Origin of the sequence: Achromobacter aegrifaciens, assembly GCF_902859735.1 — a bacterium.
Taxonomy (GTDB): domain Bacteria; phylum Pseudomonadota; class Gammaproteobacteria; order Burkholderiales; family Burkholderiaceae_B; genus Achromobacter; species Achromobacter aegrifaciens.
Genome location: NZ_CADIJY010000023.1, coordinates 1 through 18,814 on the forward strand (window position 1 = coordinate 1; position 18,814 = coordinate 18,814).

Here is an 18,814-nt window from a genome sequence, read left to right on the forward strand (position 1 = left end):
AGCCGCGCCCGCCAACGGCCCGGCGGCTTGCAGCGCGCCGATGGCGGGCAGCGCCGGTTCAGTGGGCCGCGCCGGACCGATGCGCTCAGCCACGACGGCTGGCGCCAGCGGCGCAGGCTCATCCTGCGGCCTGCTCTCCGCCCGGGCGTCGGCGACCGGTTGCAGGCGCTGCGCGCGGGCGCTCAGACGCCCGCCGCGAAACAGCAGCCCGCTCCACCCTCCCGCCAGCACGACATAGGGGTCGCGCCGCAAGTAGGGCAAGGCGCGCTCGCCGTCGCTGCCTACGCCGAAAATCGCCGGGAGCGGCTGGCCCGGCGCGAATTGCAGCCAGGTTTCCTTGCCGTCGTCGAACACCTGCATGGGCGCAACCGAGGGATCGCCTGACAATTGCCAGTCGAAGCGGAAGCCTTGGGCCGCCTGCCGCGAGGCTTCCCATGACGTTGCGGCCGGACTCTTGCCGGCCCCTGTGCAGGCCCCCAGGCAGGACAGCCCTGCCGCCAGAAAGAAGAAACGAACCATGCCTCACCGCGAGCAAAAGGCGCACCGGAATCGATACGCATGAGAGGCATGGTGGACGAGCGGCCCCAGCGTCACCAGACTGGCATGTACGCATGGATGGTTTGGTCGCGCGGCGGACGGACGAAAAAAAACCCGGTCCAGGGACCGGGTTTGCATCAGGATTCGGCGGCGCCTGCGCCGCCTGCCTGGATCAGCGTTGCGCCGCGATGCTGCGTGCCTGGGTGGCGGCGTTGTTCAGCGCCGCCACCGGCGGCACCTTGCCTTCGAAGGCATCGTTCAGTTGCTGGTTCAGCACGGGCTCGATGCGCGTGTAGTTGGCCATGCGGAAACCGCGGCTGTTTGCCGTGGGGTTGGTGCGCATGGAGGCAATCAGCGCCTGGACGCCCGGAATGCGGTTATAGAACGACACGTCCGAGGCGCGGAAAGCGGCCTCGGTCAAGGGCAGGTAGCCGGTGCGCTGGTGCCATTCCGCGGCGATGACGGGCTTGGACAGCCAGGCCAGGAACTGGGCGGTGGCCTTTTCCTCGGCTTGGGGATGGCCTTCCAGCGCCCACAGCGCCGAACCGCTCACGAAGGGCTTGCCACCGTCCTTGGTGGCCTGCTCGTAGTAAGGCAGCGGCGCCACGCCGAAGGACAGCGACTTGGTGTTGAGGAACTGGCCGAACGCGCCGGTGTTGGCGGTCAGCACGGCGCATTCACCCTTGGCGAACAGCTTGTCGCTGGCGTTGTCGCCCGAATGCGCCATGAACAGCAGCGAACGCTTCCAGCTGACCATCAGCGAGATGTGGCGCATGTACAGCGTGTCGAACTGCATGGCCGGCGCAGCCGACTTCTTGGTGACCGCGTCCAGCCCGTTGTTGTTGCTGGTGAACTGCTGGTTGTTGATCGGCGCCAGGTTCTCCAGGTGGACCGTGACCTGGTCGCTGGAGGCGTAGGGGCAGTCGATATCCGCCACGTCGCGCAGCTTCAGCAGCTCGCCTTGCAGAGCGGTCCACGTGCGCGCGGGCTTGTTGGGATCCAGGCCGGCCTTCTTGTAGGCGGCGGTGTTGTAGAACATCACCGGCACTTCGGCCATCCAGGGGAAGGCCAGCAGGCGGCCCTTGCTGTCGCGCGTGAAGCTGCTGGTGGCCGGCACGAACCAGTTCAGGTCCTTGATCGGGTACTTGGCCAGCAGTTCGTACAGCGGCAGCACGGCCTTGTGCTGGGCGACGACTTCAGGCGAATGGTTATCGGTCAACTGCAGCAGGTTCGGGCCCTTCTTGGCCTTGACCGCCGTGACGGCTTCCTGTTCCAGCGCGCTGGGCGAGGCGAAGCCGCGCAGCGTCACGCGGACCTCGTCCTGCTCCTTGTTGTATTGCTTGGCGAGCTTTTCGAACTCGGCCTTGTTTGCGTCGGTCAGCGTGTGCCAGACCTGGATCTCGACCGCGGCGGCATTCGCCGCACCCGCCATCGCCATGGCGGCGCCGAACAACCATGCGCGCCGGCTGGCGAACATCGCGCGGGCAACGCCCGCCAATTGCAGATTCTTCATAGGTTCACAGACCAAGAAAAGGAAATTCCGGTTCCGGCCGCCTTCCGCTGAGCAGATCGGCCAATGCCCGGCCCGAGCCAACGCCCATCGTCCAGCCGAGCGTACCGTGTCCTGTGTTGACGTACAGGTTGGGGATACGGCTGCGGCCGATGATGGGCACGTTCGAGGGAGTGGACGGGCGCAAGCCCGACCAATAACTGACGCGCTCGAAATCGAGCGCGTCGGGAAAAAGTTCGCGCGCCAAGCGGGTCATGGCTTCGCAACGTCCGGTGTTCAGGCTGCGGGAATAGCCCGACAGCTCGGCGGTTCCGGCCATGCGCAGGCGGTCGCCCAGGCGCGAGAAAACCACCTTGTGGCTGCTGTCCGTCAGGCTGACCGTGGGCGTGGCGTCCGGCTTGATCACCGGGAAAGTCGCGGAATAGCCCTTGGCCGGATAGACGTTGCAGGGCACGCCCAGCGGCCGCAGCAGGTAGGGGCTGAAACTGCCCATCGCCACGACGTAGGCGTCGGCCGACAAGGCGCCGTAACGGCCATCGGGTTCGATGATCTCGACGCTTTGCACCGTGCCGCCGGTGGTCAGCAGGCGCGTGGCGCGCGTGCTGTAGCGGAATTCGACGCCGGCCCGGGCGCAACGCTCGGCCAGGGCCACGGTGAACAGGTGCACGTCGCCGCTCTCGTCCTCGGGCGTGTAATCGCCGCCGACGATGGTCTGGCGGTGCGGCGCCAGCGCGGGCTCGATGGCGATGACCTCGTCGGTCGATACCACACGGCGTTCCACGCCGAAGTCGCGCATCAGGCCCGCGGCGCGCTGCGAGTTTTCGAATTCGTGCGGATCGCGGTAGAAATTGAGGATGCCGCGTTCCAGGTGATCGTATTGGATGCCCAGTTCAGCGCGCATGCTGCGCAGGGTCGCGCGGCTGTATTCCGCCATGCGGACCATGGCGCGGATATTGGGAGCCAGGCGGCTGGGCAGGCACTCGCGCAGGAACGCCAGCCCCCACATCCATTGCCGCCAGTCCAGTTGCGGACGGAACAGCAGCGGGGCGTCGTCCTGGAACATCCATTTGAGCAGCTTGAGCGGGGCTTGGGGATTGGCCCAGGGTTCGGCGTAGGAGACCGAGATCTGCGCGCCATTGGCCAGACTGGTTTCCTGGGCGGGACCGGTGCAGCGATCTATGACGACGACGTCATGGCCGGCCTGGTTCAGCCACCAGGCGCTGGAGATTCCGATGATGCCGCCACCCAATACCGCTACTTTCATGCCCGCATTGCTCCTTGCGTGCCAGCTCGGTCCGCCGACCCGATGTCCGCGCCCCATGGCAAGCTGCTGCCCGGCAGTTTACCCCGGCGCTTTGCCCGCGCCTATGGAATAAAAAGGGGCGGAAGTCACAAACCTTTCCAGGCCCGCTCGTTCCACCCCGATTCGCTCATGCCCTGTTACTCAAGACTGGGTTGCAGCCTTGGCCAGGTCCGCTTCGGATGTGAAGGCGTCGGCGTAGAACTCTTCGGGCGGCAAGCCATTCTGGGCGCTGAATTCGCGCCTTGCGGCGTCCACCATCAGGGGCGTGCCGCAGGCATAGACCTGATGGCCCGAGAGGTCGGCGATGTCCTGCATGACGGCTTCGTGGACAAAGCCGGTGCGCCCGGTCCAGCCGTCTTCCTGTACGGCATTGGAGACTACCGGCACGTAGCGGAAATCGGGCAGCATGCCGGTCCACGATTGGGCCAGCGCGTCCATGTAGAGGTCGCGCGGACGGCGTCCGCCCCAATACAGCGCCACGGGGCGCTTGATGTTGTTGTGGATCATGTGCTCGACAATGGCCTTGACCGGGGCAAAGCCCGTGCCGCTGGCCAGGAGCACGACTGGCTTGTCGCTGTCTTCACGCAGGAAGAAGGAACCGAACGGCCCTTCCAGGCGCAGGATCTCACGCTCTTTCATCTGCGTGTCGCCGGCGCCGAACACGTGGTCGGTGAACACGCCGCCGGGCATATGCCGGATGTGCAGTTCAAGCGGGCTGCCGGTGTGGGGCGCGCCGGCCATCGAATAGCTGCGCCGGCGGCCGTCCTTCAGGATGACTTCGATGTACTGGCCGGCGTAGTAGCGGAACTGCTCGGAGGCGGGCAACTGCAGCTTGATCACGGTGACGTCCGGGGCCACGCGTTCCAGCGCCTGCACGCGCGAAGGCAGCTTGCGGATCTGGATATCGCTGGCCAGGCGGACTTCGGTGGATTCGACCACCATGTCGGATTCAGGCCGGGCCTGGCAGAACAACGTGTAGCCGCCGGCCAGTTCCTCGGGCGAAAGAATCTGCGCGGGATACTGCCCCGCGTCGAACTCCCCGGACACCACGCGGCCCTTGCAGGTGGAGCAGGCGCCGTTGCGACAGCTGTACGGCAGGACGATGCCAGCGGCCAGCGCGCCATCGAGCACGGTCTGGCCGGGTTCGACCGGGAATTGATGCTGGCTGGGTTGGATGATGACCTGGAAGCTCATGATGAAACGGTTCAGGGTGTTAGCGGAGCGCCTCGTTCGCGAGGCGCTCCGCCCGGCCCGGCCTCAGGCCGGGAACTTGCGGATTTCCTTGACGCGGTTGGCGTCGTCCACCAGCACCACCAGCGGCTTGTGCGTGGCCGAGTCGGCCTCGGACATCGGGCCGTAGGTGCAGATGATCATCAGGTCGCCGACCTGGGCGCGGCGCGCGGCGGCGCCGTTCAAGGAGATGGCGCCGCTGCCGCGGGCCGCCTTGATGATGTAGGTGTCGAAACGTTCACCGTTGGTGACGTTATAGAGCTCGATGCGTTCGAACTCGCGCATGCCGGCAGCGTCCAGCAAGTCTTCGTCGATGCCGCAAGATCCCTCGTAGTGGAGGTCGGCTTCGGTGACCGTGACGCGGTGCAGTTTTGCCCGCAGCATGATGCGTTGCATGATAAATATCCTGGTTTCGCGGCCCGGAACGCGAAGTGTTGCAAGAGTGATGCCCGGCACCCGGTTTTGCCGTATGAACCCGGTATTCTATAATTTTTGCCGCAGCGGGACGGCCCGCTGCCGCGCGCGGCGACTAGGCTGGCGCGTTTGATTCTGGGGACGGCCCCTCGCGCCGGCGACACGCCGGCAGCACAAGGTAGGAGTCGTAATGACCTGGATCATCCTGGTACTCGCAGGCCTGTTTGAAATCGTCTGGGCCGTAGGCCTGAAATACACCCACGGATTCACCCGTTTCTGGCCTTCGGCCATCACCGCGGGAGGCATGGCCATCAGCGTCTGGCTGCTGGCGGTCGCCATGAAATCCCTGCCCCTGGGCACGGCCTATGCGGTGTGGGTAGGCATCGGCACGATCGGCGCCTTCGTGGCCGGCATCGTGCTGTTCGGCGAATCCACCAGCTGGATGCGCATCGCCAGCGTCGCCCTCATCGTGCTCGGCCTGGTAGGCCTGAAGCTGTCCTCGGCCTAAGGCCCCGGCGGCGAGGCCCCGGATTCAGAAATCCAGTTCGATCCCGACCTCGTCGCCGACCTTCAGGCGCGCGCCCTCGGGCGCGTCCAGGATGGCGTTCTGGCCGAACACCACGCCGATTTCCAGATTGCGGTAGCCGGCCAGCGTGCGGCCGGGCTCTTCATACTGCTGGGCGGTGTTCTGGTCGATGTCGGGAATCGAGCAACGGGTGCAAGGCTTGACGAAAGCCATCTTCACGCCCGCGGCTTCGATCAGGGCGGTGTGGTCTTCCTCGAAGGCTTCCCATTCGCCCTGGACCACGATGTTGGGTCGGAAGCGGTCCATCGGCACCGGCGCCACGCCCTTGGCCTGCAGGCGGGCGTTCAGGTCGTCCAGCGAGGCCTGGTTGGCCACCAGCAGCGGGAAGCCGTCAGCAAAGCCAAAGCAGTGCTGGCCCGCGAACGGTTCGGCCAGGTCTGGATGCGCGTCCACCCAGCGCGACACCCAGTCCGGCTTGGCGTTGCGTTGCGCGGCCGCGTCCACCTTGTACAGACGGCACGGCGTCTTCAGGAAGTCGGAAAACCACTGCCCGGCCGCCGCACTTTCGCGCCGGCCGGACGTGGTATCGCTCCACACGGCCACGGACTGCGCCTCTTGTTCCAGTCCCGATCCGTCCAGGGCAACGTCCAGATCGGACATGCCCGGCGCTGACAGGCGCAGCGTGTCGGCCGTGAGCGCCGTGCGGATCAGGGCCATCGCAGGCCATTGGCGCTGCGTCATGAACTGGCCATCGGCGCCGATCAGCATCCAGCGGCGGTCGTGGGCCAGCCCAGCGCGGTCGATGGGCGATTCGTCCAGGGCAATGCCCGCGCAGGATTTGACCGGGTAGATGTGCAGGCTGAGGATGCGGGCGGACATGGCGTGCGGAGTCTCGATGGGGCGAAGTGCGCAGAGAATAGCAGACGCCCGGAAGAAAAAATGCCCAGGCAGCGCCTGGGCATTTTCACAGGAGGCTCAGCCCCCCACCAGCTTCAAGGTATCCAGCGGGGTGACCGCCTTGAATCCCTTGCGCGTCGCGATGTGCTCGGGACGCGGAGTCAGGCCGTACTTGGGCGGGTTCAGCGTGTTTTCCATGCTGTTGTAGACCATGAACACGTTGGCGCGCGGCCACGGCGAGATGTTGCTGTTGGAGCCGTGCATCGTGTTGCAGTCGAAGAACACCACCGAACCGGCCTTGGCCGTCATGGAGCGGATACCGCCCTGCTCCACCAGCAGCTGCAGGCTGACCGGATCCGGCACGCCGTATTCCTGCTTCTTCAGCGACTGCTTGTAGTGTTCATTCGGCGTCTCGCCCACGCACGAGATGAACTGGCGATGCGATCCGGGCACCAGCATCAAGGGGCCGTTGCACTCGTTGTTGTCGGTCAGCAGCACCGAGCAGCTCAGCGCGCGCATCGCCGGCATGCCGTCCTCGACGTGCCAGGTTTCGAAGTCGGAGTGCCAGTAGAACTCCTTGCCCTTGAAACCGGGCTTCATGTTGGCGCGCGACTGGTGGATGTACACCTCGGACCCCAGGATCTGCCGCGCCACATTGACCAGGCGCGGATCGCGCACCAGGCGCGACAGAATGGGATTGAGCACGTGCACCATGAAGATCGAGCGCACCGCATTGCTGCCGGGCTCGGTGATGGACTCTTCGCGGCGCACGATCGAGGGGTCGCGCGTCATGCGCTCGACCTCGGTGGACAGCGCGCGGATTTCATCTTCGGAAAACAGGTTCTCCAGCAGGATGAAGCCGTCGCGCTCGTATTGCTCGACCTGGCCGGCGTTCAATGCGCTGGCGTACTGGCCGTTTTCATAGACCACCGGGTCCTGGCGGGCGATGATGGCGGAACTTCGATCCGTACGGGAGGCGTACGGATCCTGTGCAGGTGAGATCATGCGAACCTCCTTGTGTTTCAGGCCGCTTGGGCTTCGGCTTCAGGCAAGGCGTAGACGCCTTCTTTGTCATGCACTTCCTGGCCGGTCAGCGGCGGGTTGAAGACGCAGATGACGCGCAGCGGCTCCTTGCCGCCGCACAGCCAGTGCTCGTCGTGTTCGTTCAGGGCGTAGACCACGCCGGGTCCCAGTTCGTACTTCTTGCCGTCGGCGATGGTCTCGATGGAACCGTCGCCTTCGATGCACCACACCGCTTCAAGATGGTTCTTGTAATGGATGTGGGTGCGGCCGCCCGGAAAGATGGTGGTCTCGTGAAAGGAGAAACCCATGCCGTCCTTCTTGAGCAGCACGCGGCGGCTGACCCAGGTGTCGGTGCGGACTTCGTCGGCGGTGCCGATCACATCTTTGACATTGCGTACGATCATTGACGTTTTCCTCCAAATTTCAGGATGCGGGCGGACTGCCCTTCTTCGGCGAGCGCTTCCGCGACACTGGCTTCGATCACGTCCAGGCCCTTGCCGAGCAGCTCTTCCTCGATGGTCAGCGCGGGCAGCAGCTTGAGCACTTCATCGTGCGCGCCCGAGGTCTCGATCACGACGCCTTTCTTGAAGGCGTTCTGCGCGATGCGGTTGGCCAGCGCGGGCGTGGCGTTGCACACCAGGCCCTGGATCAGGCCGCGGCCGCGCACCGACAGGCCGGCGTTGGGATAGCTGTGAACCAGGTTCTCCAGCCAGTCGCGCACCTGGCGCTCCTTGCGCTGGATTTCGGTGGCGAAGGCGGTGTTGGCCCAATAGGTTTCCAGCGCCTGCGCGGCCGTGACGAAGGCCAGGTTGTTGCCGCGGAAGGTGCCGCTGTGGGCGCCGGGTTTCCAGATGTCCAGCTCGGGCTTCATCAGCACCAGCGACATCGGCAGGCCGAAGCCCGACAGCGATTTCGACAGGGTAATGATGTCGGGGCGGATACCCGCGGACTCGAAACTGAAGAACGTGCCGGTGCGCCCGCAGCCAACCTGGATGTCGTCCACGATCAGCAGCATGTCGTGGCGCTTGCACAGCTTTTCCAGTTCCTTCAGCCAGCGCAGCGTCGCCACGTTGACGCCGCCTTCGCCCTGCACCGTTTCCACGATGACGGCCGCCGGCTTGTCCATGCCGCTGCTGGGATCTTCCAGCATGCGTTCAAGATAGGCCATGGTGTCCACGTCCGGACCGAAGTATCCGTCGTAGGGCATGAAGGTGGTGTTGCCCAGCGCATAGCCGGACGCGTCGCGGAACTTCATATTGGCCGTCACCGCCAACGAGCCGCCGCTCACGCCATGGAAACCATGGGTGAAAGAGATGACGTTGGGACGTCCCTTCACCTGGCGCGCGATCTTCAGCGCGGCTTCAACCGCGTTGGTGCCGGTGGGACCGGTGAACTGCAAGGTGTATTGCCAGTTCCGCGGCTTGAGCAGCACGCGGTCCACCGTCTCCAGGAAACGCTTCTTCGCGCTGGTGGCCATGTCCAGGCCATGCACCACGCCGTCCGACTGGACGTACTCCAGCAGCTTTTCCTTGAGAACAGGATTGTTGTGGCCATAGTTCAGCGTGCCGGCGCCGCTGAAGAAATCGATGTATTCGGTGCCGTCCTCATCGATCAGGGTCGAGCCCCTGGCCTGGCTGAATATCACGGGGAACGACCGGATGTAGCCCCGTACCTCCGACTCCATCCGGTCAAAGATCTTCAAGTCCATGATTAATCCTCCCTTTTCATCTCATGAGTGGACGGACGGCCAGAACCCTTCCGGGTGCGCTTGCGCATCCGGATCGGCCAACCATCCCGGTAATTCGATAAGACCGCTGGGCTTGCGCCGCCCCTAGGGGGCTGGCAAGGCGAACGGACCTATCCTCAACAACATCTCGTCGTCATGGTCCGCGCCGCCGAAAAGCTGCCGGTCGAAGAACGGCTGCTCGGAGACGTGGGCGCCGAGTTCGCTGGCCAGGCCGGCAAAGCTGCGGCGCGATGCCTGGTTGTCAGGCCCCACCGTGGTTTCGAGATAGCGGACATGCTCGAGACCCTTGCGGCGCAAGAGCTCGCGGAGCATGGCGCGGCCCAGTCGATGGCCGCGTGCGCGGGTGTGCACCGCGACCTGCCAGACAAACAAGGTGTCGGGCCGGTCCGGGATCACGTATGCGGAGATAAAACCGTCGATGCGTCCGCCGGCGCTTTCGGCCAGGACGCAGGTGTCGCGGAAATGCTCAGCGAGGAGCAGGTACGCGTAGAGGGAATTCAGGTCGAGCGGCGGGCACTCGGAAATGAGGCGGTGGATGGCGGCGCCGTCTTTGCGGTCGGGCAGACGCATGGTATGGGTCTGCGCGCTGACCGCCGGCGCCACGGCACTTGAGAGGGTTGGGGTATCCAGTTCGGTTTTCTTCATGCAACGATTCCCGATTCAGGGGGTGCCCCGCCCGTGGGCACTTCAAGGATGGGCGAAGACACGTCGCCATGCGTGTCGACGGCGGCCTGGCCGTCCTGCTCCATGAGCGCCACGATGCGCTCCAGGGACAGCGTGATGGTGGCCTGTTCCAGTTCGGGCAAGGCATTGAGCGCGTCGGCCAGATGCTTTTGCAGCGGCGACGGCGCGCCTTGCGCCAGTTCGCGGCCCGCGTCCGTGGCCGTGACGAATACGATGCGACGGTCTTCGCGGCCGCGTTCGCGGCGGATCAAGCCCTTGTCTTCCAGGCGATCCAGGATCCCGACCACGGTGCTGGGACTGACGTGCATTTCGCGGCTGATCGCGGTGGCCGTCATCGGACCGTTGGCGATCACGGTGCGCAGGCACATCAGTTGCGGCGCCGTAATGTGGCTGACGGCGGACAACTGGCGCGAATGCAAGGCGATGGAACGCGTGATGCGGCGCAGGGCCCGCAAGATGCGCAAATCGTATTGCTGTGCAGGGTCGGATTTCGCAGTGTCAGTCATGGGAAAACGTGTTCGGTCAAATTCATTTCTACACAAATGATATGCGCACGATTCATTCCCGTCAAACAAAAATCCCGTTGCGTGATGTAAGTAAATGAGCGCCGAATTGCGGGAATTGGCAGCGAATTTCAAGGACTTACCTGCGAGCGAGCTTGCCTGAACCGTCACGCGCTCTAGGTGGAACCCCTTATAAAAACATATGTTTTTTTATTGATTCAAGATTTATCATCTGTTTTTTTACAGCCTCTTCCCGCCGTACATGCCCTTGCCGTCCGACCTCCTCCTGACCCTCCAGGAAAAACTGGAACAACTGCCGCCGGAACTGCAGCGGGCGGCGCATTGGGTCGTGGCGCACCCCGCCGAGGTCGGCCTGTGGTCCATGCGGCGCCAGGCCCAGACCCTGGGCGTGGCGCCGGCAACCATGCTGCGGCTGGCGCGGGCCGTCGGCTTTTCCAGCTACGAGGATTTCCGTCAGCCCTTCCAGCAGGCCCTGGCAGGGCAGGCCGCGCCGGGACTGCGCGAGCGCGCCGCCGCGCTGCAGGCCGCGGCGGGCGAACCCGCGGCGCCCGGGCACGACGTGCTCACCGACTATCAGGTTCGGGCCATGAGCTCCGTCTGCGCGCTGAACCCGCCCTCCGCCTTCGACGCCGCGGTGCAGACCCTGCTGGAAGCCAGGCAGGTCGGCTTCCTGGGCACGCGCTCAGCCTTCGGCATTGCCTTCCAGATGCGCTACGCCTACCAGCTGGTGCGGCGCAACAGCGTGCTCATAGACGGCCTGGGCGGCGCGCCCGCCGAGCAAGCCGACAACCTGGGACCCGGCGACGCGCTGATCGTGATCTCGCAGGCGCCCTATCCCACCGCCACCGTGCAACTGGCCCGCCAGGCCGCGCAGCGCGGCGTGGCGCTGATCGCGCTGACCGATGACCCCTTGTCGCCGCTGGCGGTCGACGCCCGCCACACCCTGCGCTTCGCGCCTCCTGACCGCGAAGGCGTGCGGGCCCGCCCGGCGCGCCAGGGGCCCGGGTCGTTCTTCCACACCACCGCCGGCCTGCTGGGCCTGGCGGAGCACCTGATCGCCCGCCTGACCGCGCGCGGCGGCGAGGAGGTGCTGAACCGGCTGACCGAAGTGGAACAGCGCCTGCTCAACGACAACGTTTACTGGAGCGCGCCGCCGCGCCGCCCCGCCTGACATCCCGTCCGGATTCGCCTTCAACCTCCTGCACTGCGGAATTGCCCCATGAGCCACACCCATGTCATGCATCGTTCATTGCGCCAGACGCCTCCCGTCGCGGTCCGCGGCCAGGGCGTGTGGGTCTACGACAGCGCCGGCCGCTCCTACCTCGACGGTTCGGGCGGCGCGGCGGTCTCCTGCCTGGGACACAACCACCCCGACATCCAGGCCGCCATGCATGCGCAGATCGACGCGCTGGCCTATGCCCACACCAGCTTTTTCACGACCGAGGTCGCGGAGCAATTGGCCGAGCGCCTGGTGGCCGATGCGCCGCCGGGCATTTCCCATGCCTACTTCGTCTCGGGCGGCTCGGAAGCGGTCGAAGCCGCGCTGAAAATGGCGCGGCAGTACTTCGTGGAAATCGGCCAGCCGGAACGCCGCCACATCGTCGCGCGGCGCCAGAGCTATCACGGCAACACGCTGGGCGCGCTGGCGGTGGGCGGCAATGCCTGGCGCCGCGCGCAGTTCGCGCCGCTGTTGATCGAGGTCGAGCACGTGTCGCCCTGCTACGCCTACCGCGACCAGCGCGAGGGCGAAAGCCCCGAGCAATACGGCGAGCGCCTGGCGCAGGAACTGGAACAGACCTTCGAGCGCCTGGGTCCGGGCACGGTGATGGCTTTCGTGGCCGAACCCGTGGTCGGCGCCACCGCCGGCGCCGTCACGGCTGTGCCGGGTTATTTCCGCCGCGTCCGCGAAGTCTGCGACCGTCACGGCGTGCTGCTGATCGCCGACGAGGTCATGTGCGGCATGGGCCGCACCGGCACGCTGTACGCAGTGGAACAGGAAGGCGTCACGCCTGACCTGATCACCATCGCCAAGGGCCTGGGCGGCGGCTATCAGCCGATCGGCGCGGTGATGGTGCAGCAGCGCATCGTGGATGCCATGCAGCAAGGCAGCGGCTTCTTCCAGCATGGCCACACCTATCTGGGCCATGCGATTGCCTGCGCCGCGTCGCTCGCCGTGCAGGAGGTGATCCGGCGCGACGGCCTGCTGGCGCGCGTGCAAGCGCAGGGCGCAGGCTTGCGCCAGCGGCTGGAGAGCGCGCTGGGCGCGCATCCGCACGTCGGCGACATCCGCGGCCGCGGCCTCTTCATGGGCATCGAGCTGGTGCAGGACCGCGCCAGCAAGCAGACCTTCGACCCCGCGCTGTCGCTGCACGCGCGCATCAAGCGCGAAGCCATGGCGCTCGGTTTGATGGTCTACCCGATGGGCGGCACCATCGACGGCCGCCACGGCGACCACGTGCTGCTCGCCCCGCCCTTCATCATCTCCGACGATGAACTGGACCAGTTGACCGAACGTCTGAGCGGCGCCATCGACGCCGCCATCGCGCAGGCGCGCGCCTAGCCGCCTGCTGCAAGCGCGGCGCAAGCGATTGCGCCGTGCCGCCCGCCTGGCGCGGGCTCGTGATGATACGCACAGGGTGCTCCGCGGCTCGCGGGGCGCACCAACCGCCGGCCAAGACCGGCAATATCACGGGGAAAAACCCCAAAAGGAGTTTGCATGACCACGTCCGTCAAACACCCCTTGGGCCATCGCAACGCCTGGACGCTCGCAGCCGCGGGCCTTGCCACGGCATTGCTGTCCACGGCGCCGGCGCCCGCCGCCGCCCAACAGAAGTTCGTCAGTATCGGCACGGGCGGCGTCACCGGCGTCTACTATGCCGCCGGCGGCGCCATCTGCCGCCTGGTCAACAAGGATCGTTCCAGCCACGGCATCCGTTGCTCGGTCGAATCGACCGGCGGCTCGGTCTTCAACGCCAACACCATCAAGGCCGGCGAGCTGGACCTGGGCGTGGTGCAATCCGACGTCGGCTTCAACGCCTACAAGGGCGAAGGCCAGTTCAAGCAGGCCGGACCGTACACCAAGCTGCGCTCGGTGTTCTCCATCCACCCCGAGCCCTTCACCGTCGTGACGCGCAAGGAAGCGAACATCAAGAGCTTCGAAGACCTCAAGGGCAAGCGCTTCAACGTCGGCAACCCCGGCTCGGGCACGCGCGCCTCGATGGAGGAGTTGCTGAGCACCATGGGCTGGACGCTGAAGGACTTCTCGCTGGCGTCCGAACTGCGTCCCGACGAGCACGGTTCCGCGCTGTGCGACGGCAAGATCGACGGCTTCTTCTATGGCGTGGGCCACCCCTCGGCCAACATCCAGGACCCCACCACCAGCTGCGGCGCCAAGCTCGTGTCGCTGACCGGTCCCGCCGTGGACAAGCTGGTCGAGAAGTACCCGTACTACGCCCACGCCTCGATTCCGGCCGGGCTGTATCCGAACAACCCGACGGAAACCAAGACTTACGGCGTGACCGCTACCTTCGTCACTTCCGCCGACGTGCCCGAGGCGACGGTCTACACCGTGGTCAAGGCGGTGTTCGACAACTTCGACGACTTCAAGAAGCTGCACCCCGCGTTTGCCAACCTGAAGGCGGCGGACATGGTGAAGAACGGACTGTCGGCGCCGCTGCATCCGGGCGCCGAGAAGTACTTCAAGGAAAAGGGCCTGCTCTGAGGCCCAGGCCCAAGGGCCGCTGAAACGGCACGCATGTGTGGCCGGGTCCAACCCCGCCACGCAGGCTGCCGTCCCCTGCGCACAGCAAGCGCGGGGGCTCAACGCGCGCCGCGCCGCCGGCGCGCGCCATGACACGTAGGGGAATTTCATGAATAAAGAGCCGCATACGCCGGCCCCGGACCTGGAACAGCTGGTCGCCGACGCCGACCGCGGAGGCCGCAATGTGCGCGGCCTGGCGGGCGCCACCTTGGCGGCGGGCGCGCTGATCTGGTCCCTCTTCCAGCTCTGGTACGCGTCGCCGCTGCCGTTCTCCCTGAATTGGGGCATCTTCAACGACACCGAGGCGCGCGCCCTGCACCTGGGCATCGCCATGTTCCTGGGCTATCTGGCCTACCCCGCCAGCAAGCGCTCGGCGCGCGACCGCATGCCCTGGTACGACTGGGCGCTGGCGCTGATGGCGGGCTTCTGCGGCAGCTATCTGTACGTCTTCTACAACGAGCTGGCGGGCCGTCCCGGCCAGCCGACCACCATGGACGTGGCCACTGCCGCGATTGGCCTGGCGCTGCTGCTGGAGGTGACGCGCCGCGCGCTCGGCCTGCCCATGACCGTGCTGGGCCTGGTGTTCGTGGCCTACGCGCTGGCCGGCCCCTGGTTGCCCGACGTGCTGGCGCACCGCGGCGCGTCGCTGGAACGCCTGATGTCGCACATGTGGCTGACAACGGAAGGCGTCTATGGCGTGGCGCTGGGCGTATCGGTGTCGTACATCTTCATCTTCGTGCTGCTGGGCTCGATGCTGGACAAGTGCGGCGCGGGCAACTACATGATGCAGGTGTCGTTCGCGCTGCTGGGGCACCTGCGCGGCGGGCCGGCCAAGGTGGCGGTGGTGTCCTCCGCCGTCAACGGCCTGGTGTCGGCGTCGTCGGTGGCCAATGTGGTGACGGGCGGCATCTTCACGATTCCGCTGATGAAGAAGGCCGGATACGGCGGCGTGCGCGCCGGGGCCATCGAGACCGCCTCGTCCGTCAACGGCCAGATCATGCCGCCCGTGATGGGCGCAGCCGCCTTTTTGATGATCGAGTATGTCGGCATTCCTTACACCGACATCATCCGCCACGCGATCCTGCCGGCCGCGATCTCCTACATCGCGCTGTTCTACATCGTCCACCTGGAAGCCCTGAAACTGGGCATCCAGCCCATGATGGCCTCGGGTCCCGCGCGCACGCCGCTGCAGAAGCTGGCCGGATGGGGCATGGGCATCAGCGGCACCTTGCTGGTGATGGGCGCGGTCTACTGGATAGGCACGGGCGTGCAGGCCGTGGCAGGCGCCGCGGCCATCTGGGTGTTGCTGGCCATCCTGGCCGTGCTCTATCTGTGGCTGCTGCGCGTGGCGGCGCGCCACCCCGACTTGCCGCAGGACATCGACATCAACCACCCCGTGCGCCCGCAACCCTGGCCCACGGTGCGCGCCGGGCTCTACTTTCTGATTCCCATCGGCATCCTGGTCTGGTGCCTGAGCGTGGAAGAGCTGTCGGCCGGACTGTCGGCGTTCTGGGCGGCGATGGCGATGCTGTTCCAGATGGTGACACAGCGTCCGCTGATCGCCTGGTTCCGCAAGCAGCCGGTGTCCGCGGCCTGGCGCCACGGCTGGCGCGACGCCATCGGCGGCCTGGAGGACGGCGCCCGCAACATGATAGGCATCGCCATCGCCTGCGGCACCGCCGGGCTGATCGTGGGCGCCATCACCCTGACCGGCCTGGGCCTGCGCATGACGGCCTTCGTCGAACTGGTGTCCATGGGCAACGTGCTGCTGATGCTGATCTTCACGGCGGTGGTGTGCCTGATCCTGGGCCTGGGCATGCCGACCACGGCCAACTACATCCTGATGGCGACGCTGATGGCGCCCGTGGTGGTGGAGCTGGGCGCGCAGAGCGGCCTGGTGATTCCGCTGATCGCGGTGCACATGTTCGTCTTCTACTACGGCATCATGGCCGACATCACCCCACCCGTCGGCCTGGCGACCTTCGCGGCCGCCGCCATCTCGGGCGAGGACCCGATCAAGACCGGCATCCAGGGCGTGACCTACGCGGCGCGCACGGCCATCCTGCCGTTCATGTTCGTGTTCAACCCCATGCTGCTGCTGATCGACGTCACCTACGGTTGGGAACTGGCGCTGGTCGTGACGGGCGCCACGATCGCCTCGCTGACCTTCGCCGCCGCCACCATGCGCTGGTTCCGCGTGCGCTGCACGCTGGCCGAAGTCGGCGTGCTGCTGCTGGTCACGTTCATGCTGTTCCGTCCGGACTGGTTCATGGACCATTTCGCGCCGCGCCATGAAAGCCGTCCGGCCTCCGAGATGCAGGCCATCGCGGGCGCGCTGCCCGACAATGGAAGGCTGACGGTGGTGCTGCGCGGCATCAACCTGGAAGGCGACGAACTGACCAAGACGGTGGCCGTTGCCCTGCCCGAATTGACGGACAACCCGGGCGGGCAGGACGCGGGCCGCAAGCGCCTGGCCGAGGCCGGACTGACACTGATGAGCCTGGGCGAGCAGACGCAGATCGGCGGCGTGCGTTTCGGCAGCCGCGCCCAGCGCGCCGGCTGGGAACAAGGCTGGGACGTGCTGGAAGTGAAGGCGCCCAACCCGCAGCGCTGGTCCGACTTCTGGGTATATGTGCCCGCGTTGCTGCTGCTGGCAGGCATGTGGGCGCGCCAGGGCCGGCGCGACGGCGGCGCCCCCGTCGGCCGGCTGCGCGCCAAGCCGGTCTGATCAGTCAGCCCGCGCGCGCCGCCAGGCCGGCCAGGCGCCGATGGTGAGCGCGCGCAGGAACCACTCGACCGGGCCGTAGGCGTGGCGCCGCAGCCACCAGGCGGACAGCGGCAACTGCGCCGCGAATATCGCGACGGCAATGCAGAACGTCGCCAGCGGCGAGACCGAACCGAACAGGCGCAGGCCCCAAGCGGTGAAAAGAAAGGCGCAGACCACGGATTGCATCAGGTAGTTGCTCAAGGCCATCCGCCCGGCGGGCGCGAGCCAGCCCGCCAGCCGCGCCCCCGGCTGCGTGCGCATGGCCAGCAGCAAGGCCGCCGCGTACGACATGCTGAGCAACGGCGCGGTCAGCAGGTCCACCGCCAGGCCCGGCAGTTCCCAGGCTGCCCCCGCTGACGGCAGCGTGCTGAAGGCGTAGGCCGCAGAACCGGCCAGGCCTGGCGCCAGGCCCAGCGCGCACAGCAACCACAGCACACGCGGCTGACGCCAGGGATCGGCCAGCGCGTTACGGCGGCCCAGCGCGTAGCCCGCCAGGAACATTGCGAACGCGAACGGCCCTTGCACGAACAGCACCGTGAACCACACGCCCCCGGTCAGCTCTTTCCAGTGCTGCGCGATGGTCGTGCCTATGCTGCCCCGGTAGGCGTCGATCGCCGCCAGGGCGTCCGCGTGGTACTGCGCCTCGTACCCGGGCGACACCGGGTCCAGATAGCTCAATGCGCCCAGAATGGCCCACAACGAGGCCGTCAGCACGATGAGCCACAGCGAAATGCGCAGCGCCCGCCGCGGCTCCATCCGCCGGCACAGCAGCAGAGCCAGGCCCAGCAATGCGTAGGTCAGCAGTATGTCGCCCTGGTAGAACAGCACCGCGTGCGCCAGCCCCAGCAAAGCCAGGCCCGCCAAGCGGCGCAGGAAGCGCGGCGCAAAAGCCGCCTGGCTGCGTTCGGCAGCGGTCATCTGCAAGGTGAAGCTGTACCCGAACAGGAAAGAGAACAGCAGGTAGAACTTGGTCTCGAACAGCCACGCGATCAGCCAGCGCACGGCCAGGTCCAAGGGCTGCGAGTACGCCGGGTCGGCCACGCCGGCGCCATAGAACGGCGACGAGAACACGCCGATGTTGACCACCAGGATGCCGAAGAGCGCGAAGCCGCGCAGCGCATCGACCTGCTCCAGCCGCGCATGGGTTGCTGCCGCGTTCATGCCTGCCCCCCTGCGGCTGCGCCTTGTTGCGCGTCGCCAGGCAGGCACCGCGACAAGGCCTGTTCCAGGAGACGGCTGCCGGCCGCCGCGCCAAAGGCGGGGTCGACCACCGACCGGCTGTAGACGCCGTCCAGCAGCAGCAACAGCGTATCGGCCATCTCGGCTGCCGCCTGCGGCGGCGTGCGTTGTGCCCACACCGTTTCCAGCAAGGCCATCAACCCGGCCTTGCGCGCCGCCTCGTTCTCCAGCACCAGCGCGTGCACGCGCGGGTTGCGCACGGCTTCGGCCAGGATCTCCATGCCCAGCCGGACGTAGGCCGGGTCTTGATGCTGCGCCAACTGCGCGGCGACCCAATCCGTCAACGCCTGCCTCGCGTCGGGCTCGGCGCATGCTTGCCGCATGCGTTCGCGCGCGGACTCGGTATCCGACGCAATCATCGCTTCGATGATTTCCGCCTTGCTGCCGTAGTAGTGGAACAGGTTGCCGGGGCTCATGCCGGCGCGGGCGCAGATCTGCGCCGTCGAGGTCGAATGGAAGCCGTGCTCGGCAAAGCAATCCGCTGCGGCGGCCAATATCTGGGTGCGCCGTTCCTGCTGCTTGATGGGGTCGATCTTGCGCATGCTATTAATAGACTGAATGATCTATCTATTAAATACCGGGATCGCGCAGCCGGTCAACAGACGAAAAAAATGGCGGGCCGCAGCCCGCCATTCTCTGGTCTGCCCGCCCGG

The 18,814-nt window shown here is 66.3% G+C and carries 18 protein-coding genes; 5 read left to right on the forward strand and 13 right to left on the reverse strand.

Annotation, left to right across the window (positions count from 1 at the left end; translation table 11 throughout):
- The 5 genes from HV766_RS29425 to panD form a co-directional block, all read right to left on the reverse strand.
- Nucleotides 1–519, reverse strand: a 519-nt coding sequence (locus HV766_RS29425; RefSeq protein ID WP_175182324.1) for a TrbG/VirB9 family P-type conjugative transfer protein, incomplete at its 3' end; no start/stop codon positions are given.
- Between the two features lie 190 nt (nucleotides 520–709).
- Complete coding sequence (locus HV766_RS29430; protein WP_054458690.1) at nucleotides 710–2,050, reverse strand: extracellular solute-binding protein; 1,341 nt, start codon at nucleotides 2,048–2,050, stop codon at nucleotides 710–712.
- 4 nt (nucleotides 2,051–2,054) lie between these two features.
- A complete protein-coding gene (locus HV766_RS29435; protein ID WP_054458692.1) occupies nucleotides 2,055–3,311 on the reverse strand; it encodes a D-amino acid dehydrogenase in 1,257 nt (418 codons plus the stop codon).
- Nucleotides 3,312–3,491: 180 nt separating this feature from the next.
- A complete protein-coding gene (locus tag HV766_RS29440; protein WP_054458694.1) occupies nucleotides 3,492–4,544 on the reverse strand; it encodes a CDP-6-deoxy-delta-3,4-glucoseen reductase in 1,053 nt (350 codons plus the stop codon).
- A 63-nt stretch (nucleotides 4,545–4,607) separates the two neighbouring features.
- Nucleotides 4,608–4,976: an aspartate 1-decarboxylase gene (gene panD / locus HV766_RS29445; RefSeq protein WP_013392804.1), complete on the reverse strand. Its 369-nt coding sequence runs from the start codon at nucleotides 4,974–4,976 to the stop codon at nucleotides 4,608–4,610.
- 208 nt (nucleotides 4,977–5,184) lie between these two features.
- Here panD and sugE point away from each other — a divergent pair, with 208 nt between their 5' ends.
- A complete protein-coding gene (gene sugE / locus HV766_RS29450; protein WP_013392803.1) occupies nucleotides 5,185–5,502 on the forward strand; it encodes a quaternary ammonium compound efflux SMR transporter SugE in 318 nt (105 codons plus the stop codon).
- Between the two features lie 24 nt (nucleotides 5,503–5,526).
- On the opposite strand, the gene HV766_RS29455 is transcribed toward sugE, so the two are convergent.
- The 6 genes from HV766_RS29455 to HV766_RS29480 all read right to left on the reverse strand — a co-directional run bounded on the left by HV766_RS29455 (nucleotide 5,527) and on the right by HV766_RS29480 (nucleotide 10,377).
- Nucleotides 5,527–6,399: an MOSC domain-containing protein gene (locus HV766_RS29455; protein ID WP_175163894.1), complete on the reverse strand. Its 873-nt coding sequence runs from the start codon at nucleotides 6,397–6,399 to the stop codon at nucleotides 5,527–5,529.
- Between the two features lie 96 nt (nucleotides 6,400–6,495).
- The gene (thpD, locus tag HV766_RS29460; RefSeq protein WP_054458697.1) at nucleotides 6,496–7,422 is read right to left on the reverse strand and encodes an ectoine hydroxylase; all 927 of its coding nucleotides are present in this window, start codon (nucleotides 7,420–7,422) and stop codon (nucleotides 6,496–6,498) included.
- 17 nt (nucleotides 7,423–7,439) lie between these two features.
- A complete protein-coding gene (locus HV766_RS29465) occupies nucleotides 7,440–7,844 on the reverse strand; it encodes an ectoine synthase (RefSeq protein ID WP_006387829.1) in 405 nt (134 codons plus the stop codon).
- Complete coding sequence (gene ectB / locus HV766_RS29470) at nucleotides 7,841–9,148, reverse strand: diaminobutyrate--2-oxoglutarate transaminase (RefSeq protein ID WP_054458699.1); 1,308 nt, start codon at nucleotides 9,146–9,148, stop codon at nucleotides 7,841–7,843. Before ectB ends, HV766_RS29465 begins: the two co-directional genes overlap by 4 nt.
- A 123-nt stretch (nucleotides 9,149–9,271) precedes the next feature.
- Complete coding sequence (ectA, locus tag HV766_RS29475) at nucleotides 9,272–9,832, reverse strand: diaminobutyrate acetyltransferase (protein WP_054458701.1); 561 nt, start codon at nucleotides 9,830–9,832, stop codon at nucleotides 9,272–9,274.
- On the reverse strand, nucleotides 9,829–10,377 hold the full coding sequence (locus tag HV766_RS29480) for a MarR family winged helix-turn-helix transcriptional regulator (protein ID WP_054458703.1): 549 nt from the start codon (nucleotides 10,375–10,377) through the stop codon (nucleotides 9,829–9,831). Before HV766_RS29480 ends, ectA begins: the two co-directional genes overlap by 4 nt.
- Nucleotides 10,378–10,636: 259 nt before the next feature.
- Between HV766_RS29480 and HV766_RS29485 the strand changes: the two genes are divergently transcribed.
- From HV766_RS29485 to HV766_RS29500, 4 genes are all read left to right on the forward strand, one after another.
- The gene (locus HV766_RS29485; protein WP_175182325.1) at nucleotides 10,637–11,566 is read left to right on the forward strand and encodes a MurR/RpiR family transcriptional regulator; all 930 of its coding nucleotides are present in this window, start codon (nucleotides 10,637–10,639) and stop codon (nucleotides 11,564–11,566) included.
- Nucleotides 11,567–11,614: 48 nt separating this feature from the next.
- On the forward strand, nucleotides 11,615–12,955 hold the full coding sequence (locus HV766_RS29490; RefSeq protein WP_175163896.1) for an aspartate aminotransferase family protein: 1,341 nt from the start codon (nucleotides 11,615–11,617) through the stop codon (nucleotides 12,953–12,955).
- Between the two features lie 156 nt (nucleotides 12,956–13,111).
- On the forward strand, nucleotides 13,112–14,116 hold the full coding sequence (locus HV766_RS29495; RefSeq protein ID WP_054458708.1) for a TAXI family TRAP transporter solute-binding subunit: 1,005 nt from the start codon (nucleotides 13,112–13,114) through the stop codon (nucleotides 14,114–14,116).
- Nucleotides 14,117–14,264: 148 nt separating this feature from the next.
- Entirely contained in the window at nucleotides 14,265–16,883 is a 2,619-nt protein-coding gene (locus HV766_RS29500; RefSeq protein ID WP_175182326.1) for a TRAP transporter permease, read from the forward strand.
- Here the strand turns inward: HV766_RS29500 and HV766_RS29505 are convergent, their stop codons facing one another.
- Together HV766_RS29505 and HV766_RS29510 are read right to left on the reverse strand one after the other, a co-directional pair.
- Nucleotides 16,884–18,083: a DUF418 domain-containing protein gene (locus HV766_RS29505; protein WP_175182327.1), complete on the reverse strand. Its 1,200-nt coding sequence runs from the start codon at nucleotides 18,081–18,083 to the stop codon at nucleotides 16,884–16,886.
- Nucleotides 18,080–18,703: a TetR/AcrR family transcriptional regulator gene (locus tag HV766_RS29510; protein ID WP_175182328.1), complete on the reverse strand. Its 624-nt coding sequence runs from the start codon at nucleotides 18,701–18,703 to the stop codon at nucleotides 18,080–18,082. Before HV766_RS29510 ends, HV766_RS29505 begins: the two co-directional genes overlap by 4 nt.
- Between the last annotated feature and the right edge of the window lie 111 nt (nucleotides 18,704–18,814).

Coding starts and splice junctions, on each gene's coding strand:
- HV766_RS29510 (WP_175182328.1), bottom strand. CDS start 18,703: ATGCGCAAGATCGACCCCATCAAGCAGCAGGAACGGCGCACCCAGATA.
- HV766_RS29495 (WP_054458708.1), top strand. CDS start 13,112: ATGACCACGTCCGTCAAACACCCCTTGGGCCATCGCAACGCCTGGACG.
- HV766_RS29500 (WP_175182326.1), top strand. CDS start 14,265: ATGAATAAAGAGCCGCATACGCCGGCCCCGGACCTGGAACAGCTGGTC.
- HV766_RS29435 (WP_054458692.1), bottom strand. CDS start 3,311: ATGAAAGTAGCGGTATTGGGTGGCGGCATCATCGGAATCTCCAGCGCC.
- HV766_RS29485 (WP_175182325.1), top strand. CDS start 10,637: ATGCCCTTGCCGTCCGACCTCCTCCTGACCCTCCAGGAAAAACTGGAA.
- ectB (WP_054458699.1), bottom strand. CDS start 9,148: ATGGACTTGAAGATCTTTGACCGGATGGAGTCGGAGGTACGGGGCTAC.
- thpD (WP_054458697.1), bottom strand. CDS start 7,422: ATGATCTCACCTGCACAGGATCCGTACGCCTCCCGTACGGATCGAAGT.
- HV766_RS29490 (WP_175163896.1), top strand. CDS start 11,615: ATGAGCCACACCCATGTCATGCATCGTTCATTGCGCCAGACGCCTCCC.
- HV766_RS29430 (WP_054458690.1), bottom strand. CDS start 2,050: ATGAAGAATCTGCAATTGGCGGGCGTTGCCCGCGCGATGTTCGCCAGC.
- HV766_RS29480 (WP_054458703.1), bottom strand. CDS start 10,377: ATGACTGACACTGCGAAATCCGACCCTGCACAGCAATACGATTTGCGC.
- HV766_RS29455 (WP_175163894.1), bottom strand. CDS start 6,399: ATGTCCGCCCGCATCCTCAGCCTGCACATCTACCCGGTCAAATCCTGC.
- panD (WP_013392804.1), bottom strand. CDS start 4,976: ATGCAACGCATCATGCTGCGGGCAAAACTGCACCGCGTCACGGTCACC.
- HV766_RS29465 (WP_006387829.1), bottom strand. CDS start 7,844: ATGATCGTACGCAATGTCAAAGATGTGATCGGCACCGCCGACGAAGTC.
- sugE (WP_013392803.1), top strand. CDS start 5,185: ATGACCTGGATCATCCTGGTACTCGCAGGCCTGTTTGAAATCGTCTGG.
- HV766_RS29440 (WP_054458694.1), bottom strand. CDS start 4,544: ATGAGCTTCCAGGTCATCATCCAACCCAGCCAGCATCAATTCCCGGTC.
- ectA (WP_054458701.1), bottom strand. CDS start 9,832: ATGAAGAAAACCGAACTGGATACCCCAACCCTCTCAAGTGCCGTGGCG.
- HV766_RS29505 (WP_175182327.1), bottom strand. CDS start 18,083: ATGAACGCGGCAGCAACCCATGCGCGGCTGGAGCAGGTCGATGCGCTG.